General features: G+C 53.4%; 24 protein-coding genes. 11 read left to right on the plus strand and 13 right to left on the minus strand.

Translation table 11 applies throughout. From position 1 onward, the window contains the following. Positions 1–42 precede the first annotated feature (42 nt). Complete coding sequence (gene hisC, locus AUMI_RS00140) at positions 43–1110, plus strand: histidinol-phosphate transaminase (RefSeq protein WP_096380009.1); 1068 nt, start codon at positions 43–45, stop codon at positions 1108–1110. 3 nt (positions 1111–1113) lie between these two features. Here the strand turns inward: hisC and AUMI_RS00145 are convergent, their stop codons facing one another. Together AUMI_RS00145 and AUMI_RS00150 are read right to left on the minus strand one after the other, a co-directional pair. Then, positions 1114–1722, minus strand: a complete 609-nt coding sequence (locus AUMI_RS00145) for a GNAT family N-acetyltransferase (RefSeq protein ID WP_096380012.1) — start codon at positions 1720–1722, stop codon at positions 1114–1116. A gap of 21 nt (positions 1723–1743) precedes the next feature. Next, positions 1744–2352, minus strand: coding sequence for a YqaJ viral recombinase family protein (locus AUMI_RS00150; protein WP_096383331.1), 609 nt, complete (start codon positions 2350–2352; stop codon positions 1744–1746). A 186-nt stretch (positions 2353–2538) separates the two neighbouring features. On the opposite strand from AUMI_RS00150, the gene AUMI_RS00155 reads away from it, so the two are divergent. After that, positions 2539–3252 carry a response regulator transcription factor gene (locus tag AUMI_RS00155; protein WP_096383334.1) on the plus strand — a complete coding sequence of 238 codons (714 nt, stop codon included), beginning with the start codon at positions 2539–2541 and terminating at the stop codon, positions 3250–3252. Beyond that, a complete protein-coding gene (locus AUMI_RS00160; RefSeq protein ID WP_096380013.1) occupies positions 3252–4733 on the plus strand; it encodes a sensor histidine kinase in 1482 nt (493 codons plus the stop codon). Before AUMI_RS00155 ends, AUMI_RS00160 begins: the two co-directional genes overlap by 1 nt. Here AUMI_RS00160 and AUMI_RS00165 read toward each other — a convergent pair. Then, complete coding sequence (locus AUMI_RS00165; RefSeq protein WP_096380016.1) at positions 4730–5746, minus strand: 1-phosphofructokinase family hexose kinase; 1017 nt, start codon at positions 5744–5746, stop codon at positions 4730–4732. The two genes, AUMI_RS00160 and AUMI_RS00165, sit on opposite strands and share 4 nt — an antisense overlap. Before the next feature lie 359 nt (positions 5747–6105). Between AUMI_RS00165 and rplJ the strand changes: the two genes are divergently transcribed. After that, the gene (rplJ, locus tag AUMI_RS00170) at positions 6106–6621 is read left to right on the plus strand and encodes a 50S ribosomal protein L10 (protein WP_096380017.1); all 516 of its coding nucleotides are present in this window, start codon (positions 6106–6108) and stop codon (positions 6619–6621) included. Positions 6622–6667: 46 nt separating this feature from the next. Then, positions 6668–7060, plus strand: a complete 393-nt coding sequence (gene rplL, locus AUMI_RS00175; RefSeq protein ID WP_096380020.1) for a 50S ribosomal protein L7/L12 — start codon at positions 6668–6670, stop codon at positions 7058–7060. A 64-nt stretch (positions 7061–7124) separates the two neighbouring features. On the opposite strand, the gene AUMI_RS00180 is transcribed toward rplL, so the two are convergent. From AUMI_RS00180 to xylA, 7 genes are all read right to left on the minus strand, one after another. After that, on the minus strand, positions 7125–8375 hold the full coding sequence (locus AUMI_RS00180; protein WP_096380021.1) for an Nramp family divalent metal transporter: 1251 nt from the start codon (positions 8373–8375) through the stop codon (positions 7125–7127). A 109-nt stretch (positions 8376–8484) separates the two neighbouring features. After that, the gene (locus tag AUMI_RS00185) at positions 8485–9402 is read right to left on the minus strand and encodes an aldose epimerase family protein (protein ID WP_172418206.1); all 918 of its coding nucleotides are present in this window, start codon (positions 9400–9402) and stop codon (positions 8485–8487) included. 133 nt (positions 9403–9535) lie between these two features. Then, positions 9536–10777, minus strand: a complete 1242-nt coding sequence (locus tag AUMI_RS00190; protein WP_096380025.1) for a sugar ABC transporter permease — start codon at positions 10775–10777, stop codon at positions 9536–9538. Next, complete coding sequence (locus tag AUMI_RS00195) at positions 10777–11526, minus strand: ATP-binding cassette domain-containing protein (protein WP_096380028.1); 750 nt, start codon at positions 11524–11526, stop codon at positions 10777–10779. The genes AUMI_RS00190 and AUMI_RS00195 overlap by 1 nt, the downstream gene beginning before the upstream one ends. Positions 11527–11662: 136 nt before the next feature. Then, entirely contained in the window at positions 11663–12709 is a 1047-nt protein-coding gene (locus tag AUMI_RS00200) for a sugar ABC transporter substrate-binding protein (protein WP_096380029.1), read from the minus strand. Between the two features lie 177 nt (positions 12710–12886). Further along, entirely contained in the window at positions 12887–14299 is a 1413-nt protein-coding gene (gene xylB / locus AUMI_RS00205; protein ID WP_096380032.1) for a xylulokinase, read from the minus strand. A 3-nt stretch (positions 14300–14302) separates the two neighbouring features. After that, entirely contained in the window at positions 14303–15496 is a 1194-nt protein-coding gene (gene xylA / locus AUMI_RS00210; RefSeq protein ID WP_096380033.1) for a xylose isomerase, read from the minus strand. A gap of 159 nt (positions 15497–15655) precedes the next feature. Between xylA and AUMI_RS00215 the strand changes: the two genes are divergently transcribed. Beyond that, positions 15656–16879: an ROK family transcriptional regulator gene (locus AUMI_RS00215; protein ID WP_096380036.1), complete on the plus strand. Its 1224-nt coding sequence runs from the start codon at positions 15656–15658 to the stop codon at positions 16877–16879. A gap of 7 nt (positions 16880–16886) precedes the next feature. On the opposite strand, the gene AUMI_RS00220 is transcribed toward AUMI_RS00215, so the two are convergent. Beyond that, positions 16887–17963, minus strand: coding sequence for a Gfo/Idh/MocA family protein (locus tag AUMI_RS00220; protein WP_231951752.1), 1077 nt, complete (start codon positions 17961–17963; stop codon positions 16887–16889). A 46-nt stretch (positions 17964–18009) separates the two neighbouring features. On the opposite strand from AUMI_RS00220, the gene argG reads away from it, so the two are divergent. From argG to AUMI_RS00235, 3 genes are all read left to right on the plus strand, one after another. Continuing rightward, positions 18010–19362, plus strand: coding sequence for an argininosuccinate synthase (gene argG, locus AUMI_RS00225; RefSeq protein ID WP_096380037.1), 1353 nt, complete (start codon positions 18010–18012; stop codon positions 19360–19362). 21 nt (positions 19363–19383) lie between these two features. Continuing rightward, complete coding sequence (locus AUMI_RS00230) at positions 19384–19920, plus strand: AAA family ATPase (protein ID WP_096380040.1); 537 nt, start codon at positions 19384–19386, stop codon at positions 19918–19920. 81 nt (positions 19921–20001) lie between these two features. Continuing rightward, positions 20002–20361: a DoxX family protein gene (locus AUMI_RS00235; RefSeq protein ID WP_096380041.1), complete on the plus strand. Its 360-nt coding sequence runs from the start codon at positions 20002–20004 to the stop codon at positions 20359–20361. A gap of 6 nt (positions 20362–20367) precedes the next feature. Here AUMI_RS00235 and AUMI_RS00240 read toward each other — a convergent pair whose 3' ends face one another. Next, complete coding sequence (locus AUMI_RS00240; RefSeq protein WP_096380044.1) at positions 20368–20778, minus strand: pyridoxamine 5'-phosphate oxidase family protein; 411 nt, start codon at positions 20776–20778, stop codon at positions 20368–20370. A 96-nt stretch (positions 20779–20874) separates the two neighbouring features. Here AUMI_RS00240 and AUMI_RS00245 point away from each other — a divergent pair, with 96 nt between their 5' ends. Next, entirely contained in the window at positions 20875–21318 is a 444-nt protein-coding gene (locus AUMI_RS00245; protein WP_096383339.1) for a hypothetical protein, read from the plus strand. Here AUMI_RS00245 and AUMI_RS08230 read toward each other — a convergent pair. After that, positions 21315–21536, minus strand: coding sequence for a hypothetical protein (locus AUMI_RS08230; protein WP_231951753.1), 222 nt, complete (start codon positions 21534–21536; stop codon positions 21315–21317). The two genes, AUMI_RS00245 and AUMI_RS08230, sit on opposite strands and share 4 nt — an antisense overlap. A 27-nt stretch (positions 21537–21563) precedes the next feature. Here AUMI_RS08230 and AUMI_RS08235 point away from each other — a divergent pair, with 27 nt between their 5' ends. Continuing rightward, positions 21564–21785 carry a cupin domain-containing protein gene (locus AUMI_RS08235; RefSeq protein ID WP_342411750.1) on the plus strand — a complete coding sequence of 74 codons (222 nt, stop codon included), beginning with the start codon at positions 21564–21566 and terminating at the stop codon, positions 21783–21785. Positions 21786–21789: the final 4 nt, after the last annotated feature.

The raw sequence follows: 21789 nt of genomic DNA on the forward strand, positions 1-21789 counted from the left end.
CTTCTTGTTTTTCTCTCTAGTTCTGCCCGGTATCGTTGAAGAGTGATTAAGCAGCCTGCGCACATTGAGAACATCCCTGCCTACAAACCAGGGAAGTCCACTGTGGATGGCTGGGATGGTCCGGTGTACAAACTCTCCTCGAATGAGAACCCTTACCCGCCGCTTCCCTCCGTTATTCAGGCCATCACTGATGCCGCATCAACAATGCACCGCTATCCCAATATGGCTGCGCCTGAACTCACCGCCGCTTTAGCTGCACGCTTAGGGGTCAAGGAATCAGAAATCGCCTTTGGCACTGGCTCAGTTGAGGTTGCTGGACAGCTCATTCGTGCTTTCGCCGGTCACGGCGATGAAGTCATATATGCGTGGCGTTCTTTCGAGGCTTATCCCATCTTGGTTCGTGGGGCTGGTGCAACGCCAGTTGAGGTTCCCCTCACAGCCGATCATCGTCATGATCTTCCTGCCATGCTTGCGGCAATTACTCCCGCAACCAAAGTCATCTTCATTTGCACGCCCAATAACCCCACGGGCACAGCTGTCGGCCATGACGAGTTGCGGGAATTCCTTTCCCAGGTTCCTTCACACATCCTCGTGGTGATTGATGAGGCCTATGTTCACTTTCAGAACGATCCCAATGCGGCACGTGGTCTGGAGCTTTACCGCGAGTTTGAGAACGTAGCTGTCCTGCACACTTTCTCAAAGGCATATGGCCTTGCTGCTTTGCGTTTGGGATATACCGTTGCACGCCCTGATGTGATGGAGGGCCTAGCCAAGGTCGCACTGCCTTTTGGGGTGACCGATATTGCTCAAGCCGCAGGTGTTGCTTCGCTAGCTGCAGAGCCTGAACTTCAAGAACGCATCGAAGTTTTGTTGCAAGAACGAGACAAACTCGAAGCCTACCTCGCAACGACCGAGTGGGATGTTCCCCTGTCTCAAGCTAACTTTGTCTGGCTTGCCGCAGGTGATAAAACAGACTCTCTACAAGCGCATCTGATGAGCCGAGGAATTATCGGACGGGCATTCAGCGGCACAGGTATTCGTATTTCTATCGGATCTCCAGAGGCCAATCTTGCCCTGATAGATGCGCTGGATAGCTATAGCCAGAGCTAGTCTCTAAGACTCTTCAGCCTGCTCAAAGTTATCAAGACGAGCAATAAGACCATCGTGCACGGCAGGCCACTCGTCCTTGGTGATGGAGTAAACGGCAGTGTTGCGCAGGGTTCCATTGGGCATCACCATGTCGTTACGCAGCATGCCATCGAGTTTGGCGCCAAGCTTCTCAATTGCGGCACGGGACTGAGCATTCTTTTCGTGCGTGCGCAGTTCCACCGCGTTACACCCCAAAACATCAAAGGCATAGCTGAGCATCAGAAGTTTTGCCTCGGGGTTGATGGCTGTTCCTTGGAAGCTGTTAGCCATCCAAGTGGAGCCAATCTCCACCTTAAAGTTCTCCAGTTTCATGTTCATAAAAGTGGTCATTCCAATGGCCTTGCCTGAAGCCACATCAATCGTGGCAAAGGGCATCATGCTTCCTGCGTTATAGAGGCCCAGGCGGCGGTCTATCTCTGCTTTCATTCCCTCAGGGCTCGGAATTGCGGTGTACCAAAGCTCGTAGAGATTGCCATCTTTGCATGCAGCTTTGAGCTCATCAATACGTTCATTGCTCAGGGGCTCTAAACGAACGTAGTCGCCCTCAAGAACTGGAATCTCGGGAAGTGACATGTGTTTCCTTAGGAAGAGAATTTAGTTTGTGAGGCGGTGGAGCTCACCAATAAGCCCATTGGCAAGGTAGACAAGTTCTCGAATTGCACGCTCGTCACGCTCAATCCAGATGTGTTTGGGAGTATCTGAAACGGGAACAAAATTCTCATGCTGTTCCCAGACGAACAACGTTCTTTCTGCTCCGAGAACATATTGCTGCCAATAGACCTGACGAAGATATCCGGCAGGGACACCCTCGAAAGGCTTTTGACTAGTTTTTATCTCGGCAAGGACGAGGGTTTCATCAATGACACCTATGCCATCTGGCGTAGCCAGATGTCTCGGTTCGGGCTCTGCATGAAACAGGGCAGAGCTGGGATTGATAGAAAAGTTTTCTTTCACCCAAGCAGCGATAACCGGTTCTCGAGCTTTTCCGTGATCCGTGAAAACATTGCCAGTAAAGGTGGATCCGCGAAGCTTTTCCAGGGCCGCGGTGGGAATGGCATTCACACTATTGAGCTTGGCGACATCGGTGGCGGTAATTCCACGCGCTCGGGCGCGAAGCCACGCTGCTTCGTCTGTTCCGTCAGTGACAAGACGATCAAGATAGGCAATATGAGGGAATTCAGCCTGGGGTTTCGTCTCAGGCATACCTGCCACGTTCACTGGTGAATTCACGTTTCCTATTCTGGCGGTGGTCACCGACATTCGGACAGGCGCTCGCCGGGTTGGTGACTATCTCTGCAGATATTCATAGCCTTCTTAGGTGATTCATAGGATTCTCATAGAAAACTTAGCCATACTCGATGTGTGAACGAATCAACAGCTGCAGCCCCCATGCGCCTCACCCGAGCCGATGGTTCCCCCATTCGAGTACTCGTCGTCGATGATGAAGCATCCCTAACTGATCTGTTACAGATGGCTCTTCGATATGAAGGTTGGGAAATCAAGACTGCCGCCGATGGCTCCTCCGCCATCGCCACGGCGCGTGATTTCCGACCAGATGCTGTCGTGCTAGACATTATGCTGCCGGACATTGATGGACTCCAAGTATTGCAGCGCATGCGCGCAGACGGCAATGATGTTCCGGTGTTGTTCCTCACCGCTAAAGATTCACTAGATGACCGCATTGCCGGCTTGACCGCCGGCGGTGACGATTACGTCACCAAACCCTTCAGCTTGGAAGAAGTTGTGGCCAGGCTTCGAGGATTGATTCGCCGATCAACTTTGACCGTTGACGCGAATGAAAGCCCTGTGCTCACAGTCGGTGATTTGGAATTGGATGAGGACAGTCACGAAGTGCGTCGTGCGGGGCGTCCCATCGAACTCACTGCAACCGAGTTCGAACTGCTGCGTTACCTCATGCGCAACCCACGTCGCGTCGTGAGTAAGACACAAATTCTTGACCGCGTGTGGGATTACGACTTTGGGGGCAAGAGTTCCGTCGTCGAAATCTACATCTCCTACCTGCGTAAAAAGATTGATGCAGAGGGCTCTCCCATGTTGCATACCGTGCGTGGTGCTGGCTACATGATTAAGCCAGCTGACTAATGTCCTCAGCAGGTCGCACCCCGTGGACTCTGCGTCGTCGCCTCACGGTGACGATGGCGGGGTTGTTAGTTGTTGCTGCGGCACTCATCGGTGTTGTCAGCGTGGTGTCATTGCGTGCATTCCTTGTTGACCGCTTAGACCAACAAATAACCAATGCCGTTGTTCGTTCAACAGCCGCAGTGTCTAACGGCATGGAAAACGGCAGACCTGGTCACCATGACGATGGCGATGATGATCACGATGATCGACCAAACGATGCACTTTTAGCCCCTGGCCAAGCTGCTGGAACGCTGGTTGCCATCGTTGACCCTTCTGGACAGGTCACCGCAGGTGTCCTCAACAACCGGGGAGCGGTTGTTGCTGTGAACCTCGAAGATACAAATGCTTTAGCTTCCGTAGAATCCAACAGCGAACCAGAAACAATTCACGTCAAGGGCGCGGGAGAATATCGTGCGGTATCAGTTGCTGCCCAAGACGGTTCATCACTTGTCATCGCTCTACCTATGGTGGAAGTAAACGCTGCCACCACCCAATTACTCATTGTGATTTTGATTGTCACGGGACTTGGTGTTGCTGCCGCAATTTTGGTTGGTCGGGCACTCATTCGATACGAACTTCGTCCACTCGATCGCGTGGCGGACACCGCAACCCGAGTATCCGAATTACCTCTCGATAAGGGCGATGTTGACCTTGGCGAGCGTCTGCAGGAAGAAGACACAGATCCGCGCACTGAAGTTGGTCGAGTGGGCTCAGCCTTCAATAAGATGCTGGTTCACATCGGTCGTGCTCTGACAGCTCGTCAGGCAAGTGAAGAGAAAGTGCGCCGCTTTGTAGCAGATGCCAGTCACGAACTCAGGACGCCATTGGCCTCGATTAGGGGATATGCCGAACTCACCAGGCGCAGTGGTGCAACTTTGCCAGAGGATGTCAGTCACTCCCTCAATCGCATTGAGTCTGAAGCAACACGCATGACCGGTTTGGTCGAGGACCTGCTCTTATTGGCACGACTAGATGAGGGTCGCGAACTTGAGCACGAACAGGTTGATCTCTCCCGCATTGTGGTTGATGCCGTCAGCGATGCGCACGCTGCAGGACCAGATCACACATGGGATATGGATATTCCTGAGGTGCCAGTTGAGGTGCTGGGTGACCAGGCACGACTACACCAAGTTGTTGTCAACCTGCTGGCTAATGCGCGGGTTCACACTCCCGCAGGCTCAACGGTTCGAGTCGTTCTCGAAGAAAGCTCGGACAGTGTCCACTTACGTGTGATTGATAATGGCCCAGGTATTCCTGCAGACCAAATGCCAGATCTTTTTGAACGCTTTACCCGCGGAGACGCTTCTCGAACCCGTGCGACAGGAAGCACTGGCCTCGGTCTTGCCATTGTGAACGCGGTGGTTCATGCTCACAACGGAACAGTTTCTGTCAGAAGTGAACCAGGAAATACCCAGTTCACCGTGACCTTACCGAAGGCCTAGTAGCGAACGGTTGCCTTCTCCAGCAGCGTGTAGCTGGGGTCAACTTCACGCAACACAGCTTTTGGAGCATCCCCAAAAGAGCTGATCAGTGTAGTGGGAAGAGACACAGCCAAGGCTCCCCAGGAGCAGCCGGTGGTGAGTGCAGCTTCAGGACTGAGCTTGGGAAGTGTGCCATTTTCGCGACCTGCTGTTGAAGCCTCAGGACTCACTACCTGACTCAGGAACCCGGCCAAGAATGCATCGCCAGCACCAGTGGTGTTGATTACCTCGGGTGCAACAGCGCTTGCCCAGACTGCCTCATCGGCGGTAATGGCAATCGCCCCGTCGGGGCCGAGGCTCACGAGTGCAATCTCGAGTCCAGTCTCAATGAGTTCGCGACCGGCATCGATAACTTCACCGAGAGTGTGAAGTTCGTGCCCTACCAGCGATGCAAGCTCATCTGCGTTGGGCTTGATGAGGTTAACTTCGCCACTGCGTCCCCAGTGTTTGAGCTCTGGACCAGAGGTGTCCAAGCCAACACGAGCACCCAATTCACGTGCACGGGCAAAAAGCTCACTGAGGTCAATAGGCAAACCCGTGTCAATCATCTTCGGGTGCATGCCGGAGACCACAAGCCAGTCCGCGTTCATGTCTGAAACCTGCTCGAGGGTGGTCTCGACGACGTTGTGCCAGTCTTCCTGAGTGAAGGGGATGGCTTGCTGGTTGATGTTGGTGGTACGGCCACCACGTTCGACCACAGTGGTGTTCACGCGCACACGGCCTTGCACGGGCATGATGCGCAGAATCTGTGGGAACGGTGTGGAGAACAAAAGGTATTGGTCCTGCATACCAATCGGCAGCACAGCCGAGACGGGGTGCTTTGCCAAGTGCAGGGTGCGGGCAACGTTCAGGCCCTTACCGCTCATGTATTCGTGGACTTCGTAGGCACGGTTCACTTTGCCGACGGTGAGATCCTCGGCAAGGTAAGTGCGGTCCAGCACGGGAGCGGGGGTCAGGGTAACAACTGCGTTCACGAGGCCTCTAATCTTCGTGACATGCTTCAGCTCACATCTTGTTACTGTCTCTCACGAGGTAACTGTGTCAGCGTCAGCGCTAATAAGGGAGGGAGGTCTCTAGTCTACCGATTTGCGGGAGAGGGCAACTCTCACATAACCTAGAGATAACCAAAGACCGCTGGTTATTGGTGTGTTCATGAAAATGAACATCCATCTAAAGTTCGTTTCGACGAAAACCCGCGCAGGCTAACTGTTAGTGATATTCACGTTCGCGTGTTTTCTTTCGCTCCAGCCCTGCGCTGGAGCTTTTTTATTTTTCAGCGGCCTGCGGAAAATCACCCCACACAAGTGGGGTGTGTGAAACCACAAGGAGCGCCATGGCGAACAAGGAAGCAATGCTCGCCGAACTCGAGAAGAATTTCTCTGGTTCGAATGCAGTTCTGCTCACCGAGTACCGCGGCCTCACTGTTGCACAGCTCAAGGAGCTGCGCAGATCAATCAGTGAGCACGCGACTTACGCCGTGGTAAAGAACACGCTGACCAAGCTTGCTGCCGCTAAGGCTGGCATCACTGGTCTCGATGACCAGCTTGCTGGCCCATCGGCTATTGCATTCGTACACGGTGACGCTGTCGCTGTTGCGAAGGCTCTGCGTGCCTTTGCCAAGGCAAACCCTCAGCTCATTTTGAAGGGCGGCTACTTCGACGGTAAGCCTCTCGACGCTGCTGAGGTTGGAAAGCTCGCCGATCTCGAGTCCCGCGAAGTACTTCTGGCAAAGTTTGCCGGTGCTGCGAAGGCCTCTCTCTTCGGTGCCGCATACCTGTTCACCGCACCACTGTCCAAGGCTGTTCGTACAGTCGACGCACTGCGTGCAAAGCAAGAGTCCGGCAACTAGTCCTTACTAGTTCTCGGTTTAAACGAAATATAACAAGGAGAAAATCATGGCAAAGCTCTCAACTGAGCAGCTCATCGAGGCTTTCAAGGAGCTCTCACTCATCGAGCTCAGCGAGTTCGTTAAGGCATTCGAGGAGACCTTCGAGGTCACCGCTGCAGCTCCCGTAGCTGTTGCTGCTGCTGGCGCACCTGCTGCTGGTGGCGGCGCTGCTGAAGCTGCTGAAGAGAAGGACTCTTTCGACGTCGTTCTCGAAGCTGCTGGCGCTAACAAGATCGCTGTTATCAAGGAGGTTCGTACCCTTACTAACCTCGGTCTTGGTGAAGCAAAGGCTCTCGTTGATGGTGCACCTGCAACCATCCTCGAAGGTGCAAACAAGGAGACCGCTGACAAGGCTAACGCTGCCCTCACCGAGGCTGGCGCAACCGTCGTTCTCAAGTAGTCTTTCGCACTACACGCTTCAAGGGCGTCGATCCTCAGGGATCGGCGCCCTTGTGCTTCAACCTCTAGCTCGTGAACGTGATCCAGAGCAGAACGAGATTCAAAGCAATAACAAATCCTGCGGCCGTAATTGCCAGCACGGTGGTTGCTTTGCGGTTGGAATCCTCTCCCACAATCTTTTTATCCTTGGTGAAAATCAGCAGAGGAATCAACGCAAAAGGAATACCGAAGGAGAGAACAACCTGGCTCATAATTAATGCCCATGTGGGGTCTATACCTAGCCCCAAGATAATGAAGGCAGGGATCAGAGTGATGAGTCTGCGCCACAACAAGGGCACATTTAGTTTGGTGAGACCACTCATGATGTCTGCACCGGCATAGGCGCCCACAGAGGTTGACGCTAATCCTGAGGCCAACAAGCCAACAGCAAACAAAATAGCGATGACGGGTCCGAGCTGAGTTCCCAAAGCGTTGTAGACCCCCTCAAGACTGTCCGTTCCTGCCACACCTTGCAGGCTTACTGCTGCTGTCAACAAGATGGCCAGGTTGACACTTCCGGCGATGACCAGGGCGATGGTCACATCCACCCGCGTTGCTTTGAGAATTGTTCCACGCTGAACACCAGCTTGCACTAAACCAAAACGGTCACGGGTCAGTGCAGAGTGTGCATAAATGGCGTGAGGCATGATGGTGGCGCCCAAGATAGATGCCGCCAACAGCACCGAGTCTGGACCGTCAAAACGGGGGAACAGCCCACCCAGTACTGAAGAAGGGTCAGGCGGAGCGACAACCAATCCCATGCCAAACCCAACGGCGATGAGCAAGAGCAGGCCAATAATCATGCGCTCGAAGACTTGTGAACCAGATCTGTCCCGCAAGGAAAGCATGAACAAGGACAGCAAACCCATGATGAGGGCACCTGCCAACAAGGGCATTCCAAAAAGAAGATTGAGAGCAATAGCCCCACCAATAACTTCGGCCAGATCGGTGGCCATGGCCACAATTTCGGCTTGTACCCAGAATCCTCGACGCAGCCATTTATTGCGGATGCGTTCACCCAAAATCTGGGTGAGAGATTTACCTGTTGCAATCCCTAGCTTGGCGGAAAGATATTGCACCAGCCAGGCAATGAGATTGCCAACAACGACAACCCAAACCAGGAGATAACCAAACTGTGCTCCAGCGGTCATGTTGCTGGCCACGTTGCCGGGATCTAGATAGGCCACTCCAGCAACTAGTGCCGGACCAAGGAGCGGAACAACCCTCAGCGCACGCGCTCGACGAGTCGTCGGAGGTGTGGCGGGTGGGGTCGACATCGCTACTCAATTTCGCTGGGATGGACGTATTTCGTCTTCCCCTTCAGACTACAAGCACTACGTTTGCCTGTTGTGGGGTTACCCAGACTAGAAATGTGCCTCGACGTGCTTAACCTGCGTTGAACTCGTGCCGTGTGACGTGCACGTATGTTTCTTCAGGCTGAAGAACTATTGAAGGGAATCCGGGCAGTAACGCATTGTCAATGATGCGTTGAGGCTCCAAACACAGCCCACCTGAAGAGGTGAGGATGTGCTCAGCATCGAACTCTTCGTGCGGAAGATATGCCCCTGAATAGACCTGCATTGCAGGTTCAGAAGTGAAGAGAGTTAATGTCCTGCCAGTTCCGCTGTGGTGAAGCCGCGCAGCAGCAGTTGTGAGGTGGTTGGTGTTGGTCAAGATGAATGTGTCATCCCAGCTGTGTTCAGATAATGAAAGTTGCTGAGGCGGGGATAGCAGTTGTCCCGTGGGCAGTTGTACATCATCAGTTTCCAGCTGCCCAGCATGATCCACAACCAATTCATGGTCTTCAATAGTCTGCCCTGGAATTCCGGACAGGTTCCAATAGGCATGCGTAGTGAGGTTAACCGGGGTTGGCGCGGTGGTGTGTGCCGTGAGGGTCGAGGTCAACACCCCTTGAGCACTCAGTTCATACCGAGACGTTACTGTGAGTTCGCCAGGGTAGCCTTCTTCGCCTGCAGGACTGAGATAGTGAAACTCTGCTGAGACAACATCACCCGTGTCGAATGTTACGAGCTCCCATTCCACACGATCAAAGCTGCGTTCTGGTCCGCCGTGGAGATGATTACCTCGCTCATTAGGTTCCACGTCAAAAGAGAGCCCACCACCAACAAAGTGGCTGTGTGCAATTCGCCCAGCAACACGACCAACCGTGCAGCCGAGGTACAGCCCAGCTCGCTGGGCATAATCCTGAGGAGTGGGTAATCCCACGACGACATTGCCCAGGTTGCCTTCTCTATCTGGAACCCACAGCTCAACTATTCGTGCACCAAAGGTGGAAACCACCATTGACACTCCTGAGGTGGTACTCAGTCGTGTGAATCCAGAGGGTTCGTGTGTGATGCTCATGAGTTTCTTTTTTGAAGACAGTAATGCCCCCACTTGCTTGTGTGCTGTGGGGGCATTACCAATTTACTGAGTGTTAGACGCGAACCCCGCCGCCGGAGCGCTTGCGAGAGAGAGCGTCAATGGTTGCAGCAGCAATCAGAACTGCACCGGTAACCAGGAAGTTCACACCTGCAGGCAGACCGATAAGGCCCAAACCGTTGTCGATGATGGCGATAACCAATGCACCGATTGCAGCGTGAATCAGACGACCACGTCCACCGAAGAGGCTGACACCACCGACGACCGCAGCTGCCACACCGCTAAGCACGATGGAACGACCTGCGGTCGATTCGATAGCACCAATACGGCTGGCAGCCAGGATTCCGGAGACAACAGCAAGTGTTGAACAGATGATGAACGCGGTGATACGGATCTTGGCAACCTTGATACCTGCACGGCGTGCGGCTTCAGGGTTTCCACCAACGGCGTAAAGGTGACGACCAAAAGTGGTGCGGTCCAGCACGAAGGTTCCCACAAAGAGAATTCCGATCACGATGGGAATAACGATGGGCACACCTTCGATGGGGACAACCGAAACGCTACGGTTGACGCTCATGGCACCCACGGCAATACCACCCAAGACAGCGATGGTTCCGACGCGAAGCAGCATCAATGAGATGGGGCGGTTAGCGACGCCAGCCTTAGCGCGACGCGCGCGGTCATAGAAGCCCAGTCCCAAAGAGACAGCAACCATAATCGCGAGCATGAGCCAACCAGCCCAGACGGGCATGTTGCCGTTCATGATGGCTTTGAGCTCAGGGACGTCGAGGCGGTAGAGGCCACCGTCACCCAGCATCACCAGCATCAGACCCTGGAAACCAAGGAACAGACCTAGGGTGACCACGAAGGAGGGAACACCAATCTTTGCGACAAAGATACCGATGGTCCAACCCACGAGGGATCCAACCAAAAGAGCCGCCAGAATTGCGACAATCCAGTTGATCCCCATCATCAGGTTCAGGACAGCAAACAGTGCCATACCAACACCGGCGGTCACACCAGCTGAAAGGTCAATTTCCGCAAGCAGCAGAACGAAAACCAAAGCAGCTGCGAGAACGGTGAGCTGTGCTGCCTGAACAAACAGGTTGGCAAAGTTCAAGGTGGTGAGGAAGTAGGGGCTCAGTGAAGCAAAGAGCACGACCAGAGCAAACAGTGCAATGACAGCAGGAAGTGCTCCCATTTCACCGTTCTTTAAGCGCTGAATGTAGGCGGTGATTTGATCGCGGACGCTACCTTCGTGGCCACTTCCAATTGCTGTGGGTTCAAGCGAAGCCATTACGCCACCTCTTCCATGCTCTTAGTGCCGGTGATGTAACCCACAACATCGGCTTGGGTTGTTTCTGAAGTTTTGAGGGATGCAACCATGCGGCCTAGGTAAAGGACGTTGATGGAGTCGCACACCTGGAAGACGTCAGCCAGGTTGTGGCTGATGATGATCACACCAATGCCATTGTCAGCGAGACGGCGAACAAGGTTGAGAACCTGTTCGGTCTGGGCAACACCCAAAGCAGCGGTTGGCTCATCAAGGATGACGAGCTTGGCGTTACGGAGGACTGAACGTGCGATAGCAACGGTCTGGCGCTGTCCACCCGAGAGTGAGGAAACCTTTTGGCGAACTGATTTCACGGTACGAACAGAAAGGCTCTGCAGGGCCTTGGTTGCCTGGAACTCCATTGAACCTTCGTCGAGGGTTCCTTGGCTCAGTTCTTCACGGCCGAGGAACATGTTCTGGACGATGTCGAGGTTGTCGCACAAAGCGAGGTCTTGGTACACAACCTCGATGCCGAGCGCACCGCTCTGGCGAGGTGAGGTGAGATGTACTTCTTCACCAGCGAACTTGACGATTCCTTCGTCATAGGGCTGGACTCCCGAGAGTCCTTTAATCAGTGTCGACTTACCTGCACCGTTGTCTCCTACGAGTGCGGTTACCTGACCTGCGTATGCCTTGAGGTCGATTCCTTTAAGAACGTCGACGGGGCCGAAGCTTTTCTTTACTCCGGAGAGTTCGATTAGTGGCACATCCATGCCCATCTCCTTTGATGTGTCATCCAGCGTCAGTGCCGGGGTGGTGTCATATGTATGACGTGAAGTGTGAGGTCTAACAAGATAAAGACTTTGCGCCGGCCGGAAAGACCGGCGCAAAGTCTTATCTATAGGGGTGTTACTTTACGCCGTACTTTGCACATGCCTCAGCGAGCTCTGCGGTGCAGAGGTCCTTGGCAGATGCGTCACCAGCGGATACAACGTCGATGACCTGTTCAGGACCGACCTTGATTGGGGTAACTGCGATGAAAGGAGTTCCATCAGCGAGCTTCTTCTCTACAGAAGGAGCCTTGCCACCGAGGATCTGGATAGCCAGGTCGGAAGCAGCAGCAGCTTCTACGGAGAATGGCTTGTAGACCGTGCAGGTCTGCTTGCCGAGGAGAACGTTCTGAAGACCAGCTACAGATGCGTCCTGACCAGAAACAGGAACGGTCTTACCGTTCTTGTCAAGGATGGTGATAACTGCAGCAGCGTTGGTGTCGTTTGCTACCCAAACAGCGTCAACTGCACCACCGAGAGAGGTGTAAGCCTGCTCAAATGCGGTTCCAGCCTTGGTTCCATCCCAGGTACCGGGGGTTTCAGCAGCAGGCTTGATGCCAGCCTTTGACATGACAGCAACAGCACCGTCGTAGAACATCTTTGCGTTACCGTCAGCAGGGTCTCCACCAACGTAAACAACAGATGCAGTTGCAGGGTCCTTACCAGCAGCGGTCAGACCATCAACGATGCACTCACCCTGGATGCCACCAACGGTTTCGTTGTCGAACGAAACGTAGTAGTCAGCACCTTCGAGAGGGCGGTCGTAAGCGATAACTGGAACACCAGCTGCCTTAGCCTTTTCTGCTACCTGGATAGCTGCACCCTGGTGGTCAGTGAGGATCATTACACCACAGCCCTTAGAGAGCATCTGGTCTGCGATGGTTGCGTACTTAGCGGTGTCACCCTGAGCGTTCTGGATGTCTGCTTCGTAACCAGCGTCAGTCAGAGCAGCCTCGAGAGCAGGCTTGTCGCCAGCTTCCCAACGTGGTGAAGACTCGGTGTCGGGGAGGATTACACAAGCACGAGTGCTTGCAGCTGCATCGTTAGATGCACCAGCACAACCCGAGAGGGCAAGTGCGGACACAGCTGCTAGAGCTGCGATTGAGATCAATGAAGACTTCTTCATTTCTCTCCCTTCAATTTTCTCTTGGTTTCTCGAAGTTAACTTCGAGTCGGGCTCGACGGTGAGCCCTGCCTATATGTTGCCCTATCCAACAAATAAATAACAACCTGATTTGGTTACAAACTGGTAACAAAACAGGGAAAGTACCTATTTTGTTGTTTAAAACACTAAATAGAAGGTTTAACGTTTTGCAGCAAAATCCGCAGCTGTGCGGTAGTTATTGATGACCTCGATTGCTCGGTTACGTGTAAGCGTGGCTACAGTGCTCGTTTCCCATGCCGGCGCGGATCTCAAGAGCAATTGAGCAGCTTGACGGGCGGCGCCAGTTGCAACGTATTCTCCTGGCTGAGGAACAACGATTGGAACACCAAAAATCTCTGCAGCAATCTCCTGCACAGCAGGATTAGCTGCTGCACCACCGACGAGAAAAATACGTTTGCACTCAACACCTGCTTCTACAAGTGCATCAAGGCCCGCGTTCAAACCACATAGCATTCCCTCGATAGCAGCGCGGGCAATGTTGTGACGAGAATTGTTTGCCAAGGTCAGGCCAACTAATTCAGCTGTGGCCTTGGGCAAGTTTGGAGTGCGTTCACCTTCGAAATATGGAACCAGAACAATTCCGCCAGCGCCTGGCTTAGCTTCTAGAGCCAGGGAACCAAGCTCTTCGTGAGAGACAGAGAGAAGGTCCGCAAAAGAATCGATCACGCGGGCAGCGTTGAGCGTGCAAACCAAAGGTAAGAATGAATTGGAAGCACTGGCGAAGCCCGCAATCGTTGCACTCTTGTCCTGAGTGGAAGATCGCGAGACGGAGAACACTGTTCCACTGGTGCCCAAGGAGACCACAACGTCACCTTCTGAGGCCCCGATACCAAAGGCGGCAGCAGCATTATCTCCAGCACCACACGCAAGCTGTGTCCCGGTGGGTGTTTCTCCCGCAGGCTCACCAGGCAACACGATTCGAGGAAGAATCGGCACATGACCGAGGGCATAGGTGAGAACATCCTCGAGATACTCATTGGTGGTGGGATTGAAATACCCCGTACCACTGGCATCTGAACGGTCGGTGGCTAACGCTTCAAGGACGGGGCCCTTTTTGCTTTCGCCCTGAGGACCATAACCAGCCAGTCTCCAGGTCAACCAGTCATGTGGCAGTGCCACGGCAGCAATCCGAGCAGCGTGTTCTGGTTCATTCTTGCGAAGCCACAACAATTTAGTTGAGGTGAACGATGCAACAGGAACAGATCCTGTTCGTGCTGCAAGGTTTTCGGCGCCGAAGTGGGCGATGAGCTCATCTGCTTCCTGAGCACTTCGCGTGTCGTTCCACAACAAAGCATCCCTGATGACTCGGCCCTCTTCATCAAGGACAACCATGCCGTGTTGCTGGCCACCAATAGATATCGCGTCAACATCGTCGATCCCGCCGGCATCCCGGATTGCCGTCTGGAGTGCTTCCCACCAGCAGGAGGGATTAACCTCGGTACCATTCGGATGGCTTGCTCGACCCTGCCGGACTAGCTCTCCGGTTTGGGCGTCAAGAATGACGACTTTGCAACTCTGAGTTGATGAATCAACTCCAGCTACTAAAGCCATGGGTTATCGAGCACCCATAAGGTGTTCAATAGCTAACTGGTTGAGTTTGACGAAACCGAAGCCGCGTCCGTTGAAGTAGGAATCAGCATCGAAGTTTTCGTAGGAAGCAGTATCTGCCAAGAGATCCTGGTAGGTCTCACCTGGAGAGAGTGTGGTGGTGTGAATTTCAGCCACGCGTGAAGCTTCTAATGCAGCCTTGACTTCGGGGTCTGCACGGAATGCGGCGGCGCGTTCCTTCAACAGAAGGTACATGCGCATGTTTGCTGCTGCAGAATCCCACACACCGCTGAAGTCTTCGGTGCGGCTGGGCTTGTAGTCAAAGTGGCGGGGGCCGTCATATGCGCGGCCACCGTTGGGGCCTCCGAATTCGAGCAAGTCAACCAAAGAGAAGGCATTGAGAATATCTCCGTGACCAAAGACGAGGTCCTGGTCAAACTTGACACCCTTCTGGCCGTTGAGATCAATGTGGTAGAGCTTGCCGTGTTCAATGGCCTGGGCAATTCCTGCGGTGAAGTTCAGTCCTGCCATTTGTTCGTGGCCAACCTCGGGGTTGAGACCCACGAGCTCTGGATGTTCCAGAGTGTTAATGAACGCCATAGCGTGACCAACCGTGGGCAGAAGAATGTCTCCACGTGGCTCGTTGGGCTTGGGCTCAATCGCAAAGCGAATGTCGTAGCCCTTGTCCTTGACGTAGGAGGTCATCAGGTTGACACCTTCGCGGTAGCGCTGAAGAGCACCCTGAATGTCCTTGGCACTGTCGTATTCGCCACCTTCGCGGCCACCCCACATAACGAAGGTCTTTGCACCCATCTCGGCAGCAAGGTCGAGGTTGCGAAGTGCCTTACGCAAAGCAAAGCGACGAACACCTCGATCATTACTTGTGAAACCACCATCTTTGAAAACGGGGTGGCTAAAGAGGTTGGTGGTGATCATCGGAATGATCAAACCAGTGTCGGCAAGAGCTTGCTTGAGGCGGTCTATCTGCTTTTGGCGTTCGGCATCGTTACTTCCAAATGGGAAGAGATCGTCATCATGGAAGGTCAAACCGTAAGCGCCCAGTTCGGCGAGCTTCTCAACAGCTTCAACAACATCTAGGTGTTCTCGGGTTGGCCCACCAAACTGATCTTGGGCTGCCCAGCCAATCGTCCAGAGGCCGAAAGAGAATTTGTCTTCGCGGGTAGGGGTTAGAGACGACATTGTCGATTTGTCCTTAGGGGTCTTGTGTATTTGTTGCCTTAGGGAACAATATAGACCCGTACGCGTAATGCTTGTCAACTCAAAAACACATAACTGTATTAATTTGTTGTTTAGAGGTAAGAATATGTTTGACAGCGTTCAGACAGAGAGAAAACTCCCATGACACCTCCAGAGCCAAAAGCCAGAAGTGGCGCGTCAACCGTCGGCAGCAATCGCGAACAAGTTCGCCAACATAATTTGTCGGCAATTCTGAGATTGCTGCGTCAATTTGGCACCATGTCTCGCTCTGCGTTGACCCAACGTACTGGACTCAACCGTTCGACCATTTCTGACCTGGTCACCGAGTTGCAAGAGCTTGGACTCATTATTGAGTCAGAAGCAAATGTCACCCAAGGCGTAGGCAGACCCTCGTTGATGGTGTCTTTTTCTGACGAGGTAGTTGTGTTTGCAGTCAATCCTGATACCGACGCCACCACTGTGGGTGTAGTGACATTGTCCGGAAAAGTGATTGATAAGGTCCGGCACACTCACCCTGAAGTTCCAAGCCCAAATGAATCTGTAGAAATAGCTACCAAGCTCATCTCTGAGCTACGCGCCTCAATGCCGACCACGTACCGCATTGCTGGAATTGGGGTTGCGATCCCCGGGCAGATTCGAGTTGAGGATGGCGTGGTTCGGCTTGCGCCCCACCTGAACTGGGTAGAAGTTCCCTTCGCTCGCATGCTTCACCAGCAAACAGGACTACCTGTGTTTATCGACAATGATGCAAGCTTGGGATCGATTGCTGAGCGTGACCTCGGAGCCGGTCGAGGTTTTAGTGAAATTGTGTATCTCTTTGGTGGTTCAGGTGGGATCGGCGGTGGTGTGATCCATGGTGGAATTCTTCTCCGTGGTGCTGCAGGTTATGCAGGTGAGCTCGGCCACGTGCGCATCTCGGATTCACCCCGCGAAGATTATTCAGGTTTGCAGGGAACACTCGAGTCACTGGTTCGTCGTGAAGATTTGCTTGCAGCTCTCAAGATAGAAAGCGCTGATGATGCTGAACTAGAAGAGGTGCTTTCTAAACCAGTCAGTTCAAAAGTTCAAAAACTCCTTGAAGCACAAATTGACGCCCTAGCTATCGCAATTGGCAATTACGTCAACATCTTCAATCCTGAGATTGTGCTCATTGCGGGTTATCTAGTTGTGCTGCATTCCTACGATCGAGACAGACTTCTCAGTCGTTTCCGATGGAGCACACTAACAGCACCTCAAGACAGGTTGTTGGTCAAGACGGCAGAACTTGGGCCTAACCTTCTCATGATTGGCGCCGCTGGATTACCTATTGCTCCACTCTTGGCTGAGCCTGCTGTGACACAGCTCTTCCCCGCTCGCGGGAAGTAACCGGAGGTTACTTCTCTCCGGTCAGGTATGCACCAACCTGATGGCGGGCCTGCAGGATCAAACCGATGTCTCTCACTGCTTCGTGCAGCGGCCGCAAGGGAGAGTCTGTCAAACCTTGATCAATAAAGGATGCCAGCGCGGTGGCCTGATAACTCAACCCCTCATGAGCAGGAACTCCTGTCTCATCACGCCAGGATGCAACTGGGGTCGGGTTGAACTCTGAAGCAAAGAGGGTCAAACCGCTTGGAGTGAAGAAAGGCTCGTGAATGTTGAGCCTTCCTTCAGTTCCCGAAATGGATGCAGCGGTAGGTGTGAACGCAGCCATGGTGACCGTAGCCACGGCCTGAGCACCTGAGGCATAGCTGAGGAAAGTGGTTGTCGTTTCGTCCACACCAGTTGAGGTGAGTGAACCAACGGTTGCAACCTCGGATGCTTCACCCAAAACAAAAGAAGAGAACGCGAAGTTGTAGATACCCAAATCCAACAATCCACCACCAGAAACAGGATCGATCAAACGTGGAACATGTCGCAGGTCTTGACCAAAGTCAGAGACAACACATCGAATCTCACCGAGGACACCGTCAGAGAGAAGTTGACGCATGACATCGGATTGCGGAATGTATCTCGTCCACATGGCTTCCATAGCGAGCACCCCGGCATTGCGGGCAGCATCGAGAACTTCTTGAGCATCTGTGGGATTGGTGGCTAGTGGCTTTTCAACTAGGACATGCTTACCTGCGGCAATAGCGAGCAGTGCATGCTGTTTGTGGAATTCGTGTGTGGTCGCGACATAAACCACATCCACCTCAGGGTGAGAGACAAGTTCCTGATAGGAGGTCAGTGCGAAAGGAATTCCTCGGGGTGTAGCAAAAGCTTCCGCCTTGCCAGGGGTTTGAGATGCCACCGCGACAATGCGTTGCGCAGTGTGTTTGTGAACGGAGTCAGCAAAAGTTGCCGCAATGCCGCCAGGCCCGATAATTCCCCACCGGAGGGAAGGAACCGAGTTGGGATCAATCAAGCGGGGGGCAGGTAACGAAGTGGGGAGCATCAGTGATCCTTGAAAGAGAGAGGGGGTGTAGCTCATGTTAGGGGAGAACCTTCTGTTAGTTCACCCCAACTAGAATTGAGGCATGTCTAAGGTTCTTTCTTCTTTGCCCGTTGGTGAGCGCGTCGGTATTGCTTTCTCTGGAGGTCTTGACACCTCTGTCGCGGTAGCGTGGATGCGCGAAAAGGGTGCTATTCCATGCACCTATACCGCCAATCTTGGCCAGTATGACGAACCAGACATTGATAGTGTCCCCGGCCGCGCACTCGAATACGGCGCTGAGATTGCTCGCCTCATTGACTGCCGTGGACCGCTTGTGGAGGAAGGTCTCGTTGCTTTGCAGTGTGGCGCATTCCACATTCGTACTGCTGGAAAAACTTACTTCAACACCACACCGCTTGGTCGTGCAGTTACCGGAACCATGCTGGTTCGCGCAATGCACGAAGACGGTGTCGATATTTGGGGTGATGGTTCCACCTACAAGGGCAATGACATTGAGCGTTTCTACCGTTATGGCTTGATGGCAAACCCTTCACTTCGAATTTACAAGCCCTGGCTTGACGCAGACTTCGTCAACGAGCTTGGTGGACGTCACGAGATGAGCGAGTGGCTTCTAGCGCGCGATCTTCCATACCGCGCCTCCAAAGAAAAGGCCTACTCAACCGACGCCAATATCTGGGGTGCTTCCCACGAAGCGAAGCTGTTGGAACACCTTGACCAGGGTCTCGACCTCGTCGAACCCATCATGGGTGTTGCTGCATGGCGTGATGACGTTGAGGTCAAGACTGAAGAAGTCACGGTTGCTTTTGAAGCAGGCCGCCCCGTTTCCATCAACGGCAAGCGTTATGACGACCCTGTCGCTCTCGTACTTGAAGCCAACGCTATTGGTGGTCGCCACGGCTTGGGTATTTCTGACCAGGTTGAAAACCGCATTATCGAGGCTAAGAGCCGCGGGATTTATGAAGCTCCAGGAATGGCTCTATTGCACATCGTTTACGAACGTCTGCTCAATGCCATCCACAACGAGGACACCCTGGCCAACTATGCAGCTGAGGGCCGCCGCCTTGGTCGCCTGATGTATGAGGGTCGCTGGTTTGACCCTCAAGCACTCATGCTTCGTGAGTCAATTGTTCGCTGGGTTGGCTCTGCCGTCACCGGTGAAGTGACCCTGCGCCTGCGCCGCGGAGATGACTACACCATCCTCAACACCACTGGTCCTGCACTGAGCTACCACCCCGACAAGCTCTCGATGGAACGCGTTGAAGATGCTGCTTTCGGTCCTGAAGACCGCATTGGTCAACTCACCATGCGTAACCTCGACATCGCTGACTCGCGTGAACGCCTCGAGCAGTATGCAGCTCAAGGCATCGTGGAGGGTGGAGCTGCCGTGCTCATGGGTGACCTCAAAGCCGCCGCTTTAGAAAAGGGAAAGAAGTAGTACTTACTTCTGGCATAGCCAATGAATTCTGTTGATTCACCTCCTTGGTATGTGATCACAGGCGGGCCTAGCTCGGGAAAAACAACAACGGTTAATTTGCTGCGTGAGCGTGGCTTTGCCATCGCTCACGAACATGCGTCAGAAATCATTGCTGAGGAACTTGCCAAGGGCAGAACTCTGCTCGAGGTTCGCGCTGATGGTGAGTGGTTTCAGGAAGAGATTCTGCGCCGCCAAATCGAGCACGAACAGAGTTTGAATCCGGAAGAGACGTCCTTCTTGGATCGGGGAATTCCTGATGGTCTGGGATATGAACGGATCTTGAAACTGAAACCTAACCCCGAGCTTTCTGCTCAAGCAGCTAGGGCTCGCTACCGAAAAGTGTTCATTCTTGATCCTCTCCCGGTGAAGCTGGATTGGAATCGTCATGAAGACGCGCAAACTCAGCGCGCTATTCATGACTCCATTGAAGATGTTTATCGCGAGCTCGGTCACCACATTCTGGAAGTTCCTGTTCTCCCAGCGGAAAAACGAGTCGATTTCATCCTCGAGCACCTCTAAACAAGGGAAAAACTCCCAGCTTCAATTGCTAATATTGCCCGTGGGGGAGCAATAAAGTTCCTGCGTTACTGAGGAGTTTTTATGGCTATCGTGTTGTCGATTTTGAACCTTGCTGTTGCGGTTCTTTTTGTTTTCGTGGGAACGAAGAAAGCTTTTCGCCCAATCCCTGAACTAGCTGGTCAGATGCCCTGGGTGAACACCTTCAGCAAGCGCAACGTTCGACTCATCGGATATGCAGAACTTGCTGGTGGTCTGGGATTGGTTCTTCCCGGAATCGTCGGTCTTGGTTTGCTCATTCCGCTGATCGCCGCACTGTGCTTGGCAGCACTCATGATCGGCGCAGCGGTGTATCACCTGCGCCTCAAAGACAACAAGGGCGCTATCCCCAGCATTGTTCTCGCAGGAATCTTATTGATTCTTGCGATGTATATGGTGCTCTAGCCGACTTTATCTTCGTGGGTCCAAGACGTTTAAGCGCCTGCCACGAACTTCGTTAGGCGAGAATTCCATCCAGACATATGCACTATTGGGAGCGAATTCAACGATGGGAAGCTCGTCGAGAACCTGAGCAGCCTCGGCACTGGTCAAAGTTCTAACAAGGCCAAGAGCAACTGTGCTGGAGAAGTGGCGCATCATTTGATGTGCTGCTTCGAAGGCAACGAGGCGGCCATCGGTTTCTTTGCGCAATCGTGATTCGGCACCGGTGCGGAAGTAGATCTTCCAGTTATGAGTGACGTATGCGATGGGGTAAATGTCAGGTGCGCCCTCGCGCGCACTGGCTATCCGACCAATGTGATTGGTCTGAATGACGTCCCAGGATTCTTCATCGCTGAGGTGATCAATGGGGTATTCGCTCATTTACTGCACTGCTGTTCTTGCGGGAGGGATTGAGTGAGTCTATCTGTGGTTGCAGCACTTTTCCTGAAGGCTGAGGCTTTCGCGTACCCTGATGTCATGAGCGATTTGAACGAAGTAGGCCAGCGCGACAATTGGATTTGCTGGTTGTGTGACACCGCTGTGGACCCTGATGCATCGGTGAATTCGGACCGGGGCCCCAGTGTTGATAGCTACTCGGTGGCCAAGTCAAAGAAGAACGTTGTCACTGTTGAACGTTTAGCTCATCGCGATTGCAACACCATGAAGGGCAAAAAAGCTCCTGTTGTGCCCTGGGGTACTGAACTTCTAGTCATTGACCCATCTCCGATTGTGGCAACCGTTGACCGTTTGCAGCGCAAGGGCGGCCGTGAAGTGATAGCTCGGTGCCCTAGCCAAGAGGATGCCGAACAAGCATCCGAGTGGTTACTTGATCGACTCTCGCGATATGCCCCTGACCTCTCAGTGAGTACCCAGATCACTTCTGGCGGGGGCCAATACATGCTTTTTTTGGTGGCGAATTAGTCCTTCCATTGCATGTGGGTGGTTGCTAGCGTGACAGCATGAGCGGTTACGAAATCACGAACATTGGCGCGCCAAGCACTTGGCGCGATTACCTTGGTGGCTTCGTGCCCCAGACGACTCGTCAGGGGCGGAGGGTCGTCGATCATGAAATGACCAACCAGTTCATTGGCATGACTGCCAATGCCTAGGAACCCGGTGAAGAAGCCGGATACTGGCACACCCACTCTGAAATCGAAGAGCTCTATATCTTTCTGGAAGGCTCGGGTCAGATGGGTCTTGATGAGGACATCATTGACGTCACAGCCGGTTCAGTAGTTCGGGTCGGACAGGGTGTGTGGCGGACCTGGCGTGCCCTGCCTGAAAGCGATGGCCAATTGCGCTGGATCTGCATTCGAGCTGGGGCTAGCGAGCTCACCAACTACCCGCGTGATGCCACCAGGGATCACGAGCGCGATTCACCCTGGTAGTTGT

This window comes from Aurantimicrobium minutum, from assembly GCF_002355535.1.
Taxonomy (GTDB): domain Bacteria; phylum Actinomycetota; class Actinomycetes; order Actinomycetales; family Microbacteriaceae; genus Aurantimicrobium; species Aurantimicrobium minutum.

Excerpts from the sequence above, each read along its gene's own strand:
- AUMI_RS00145 (WP_096380012.1), bottom strand. The coding sequence starts at position 1,722 with ATGTCACTTCCCGAGATTCCAGTTCTTGAGGGCGACTACGTTCGTTTA.
- AUMI_RS00150 (WP_096383331.1), bottom strand. The coding sequence starts at position 2,352 with ATGCCTGAGACGAAACCCCAGGCTGAATTCCCTCATATTGCCTATCTT.
- AUMI_RS00155 (WP_096383334.1), top strand. The coding sequence starts at position 2,539 with ATGCGCCTCACCCGAGCCGATGGTTCCCCCATTCGAGTACTCGTCGTC.
- AUMI_RS00160 (WP_096380013.1), top strand. The coding sequence starts at position 3,252 with ATGTCCTCAGCAGGTCGCACCCCGTGGACTCTGCGTCGTCGCCTCACG.
- rplJ (WP_096380017.1), top strand. The coding sequence starts at position 6,106 with ATGGCGAACAAGGAAGCAATGCTCGCCGAACTCGAGAAGAATTTCTCT.
- rplL (WP_096380020.1), top strand. The coding sequence starts at position 6,668 with ATGGCAAAGCTCTCAACTGAGCAGCTCATCGAGGCTTTCAAGGAGCTC.
- AUMI_RS00180 (WP_096380021.1), bottom strand. The coding sequence starts at position 8,375 with ATGTCGACCCCACCCGCCACACCTCCGACGACTCGTCGAGCGCGTGCG.
- AUMI_RS00185 (WP_172418206.1), bottom strand. The coding sequence starts at position 9,402 with ATGGTGGTTTCCACCTTTGGTGCACGAATAGTTGAGCTGTGGGTTCCA.
- AUMI_RS00190 (WP_096380025.1), bottom strand. The coding sequence starts at position 10,777 with ATGGCTTCGCTTGAACCCACAGCAATTGGAAGTGGCCACGAAGGTAGC.
- AUMI_RS00195 (WP_096380028.1), bottom strand. The coding sequence starts at position 11,526 with ATGGATGTGCCACTAATCGAACTCTCCGGAGTAAAGAAAAGCTTCGGC.
- AUMI_RS00200 (WP_096380029.1), bottom strand. The coding sequence starts at position 12,709 with ATGAAGAAGTCTTCATTGATCTCAATCGCAGCTCTAGCAGCTGTGTCC.
- xylB (WP_096380032.1), bottom strand. The coding sequence starts at position 14,299 with ATGGCTTTAGTAGCTGGAGTTGATTCATCAACTCAGAGTTGCAAAGTC.
- xylA (WP_096380033.1), bottom strand. The coding sequence starts at position 15,496 with ATGTCGTCTCTAACCCCTACCCGCGAAGACAAATTCTCTTTCGGCCTC.
- AUMI_RS00215 (WP_096380036.1), top strand. The coding sequence starts at position 15,656 with ATGACACCTCCAGAGCCAAAAGCCAGAAGTGGCGCGTCAACCGTCGGC.
- AUMI_RS00220 (WP_231951752.1), bottom strand. The coding sequence starts at position 17,963 with ATGAGCTACACCCCCTCTCTCTTTCAAGGATCACTGATGCTCCCCACT.
- argG (WP_096380037.1), top strand. The coding sequence starts at position 18,010 with ATGTCTAAGGTTCTTTCTTCTTTGCCCGTTGGTGAGCGCGTCGGTATT.
- AUMI_RS00230 (WP_096380040.1), top strand. The coding sequence starts at position 19,384 with ATGAATTCTGTTGATTCACCTCCTTGGTATGTGATCACAGGCGGGCCT.
- AUMI_RS00235 (WP_096380041.1), top strand. The coding sequence starts at position 20,002 with ATGGCTATCGTGTTGTCGATTTTGAACCTTGCTGTTGCGGTTCTTTTT.
- AUMI_RS00240 (WP_096380044.1), bottom strand. The coding sequence starts at position 20,778 with ATGAGCGAATACCCCATTGATCACCTCAGCGATGAAGAATCCTGGGAC.
- AUMI_RS00245 (WP_096383339.1), top strand. The coding sequence starts at position 20,875 with ATGAGCGATTTGAACGAAGTAGGCCAGCGCGACAATTGGATTTGCTGG.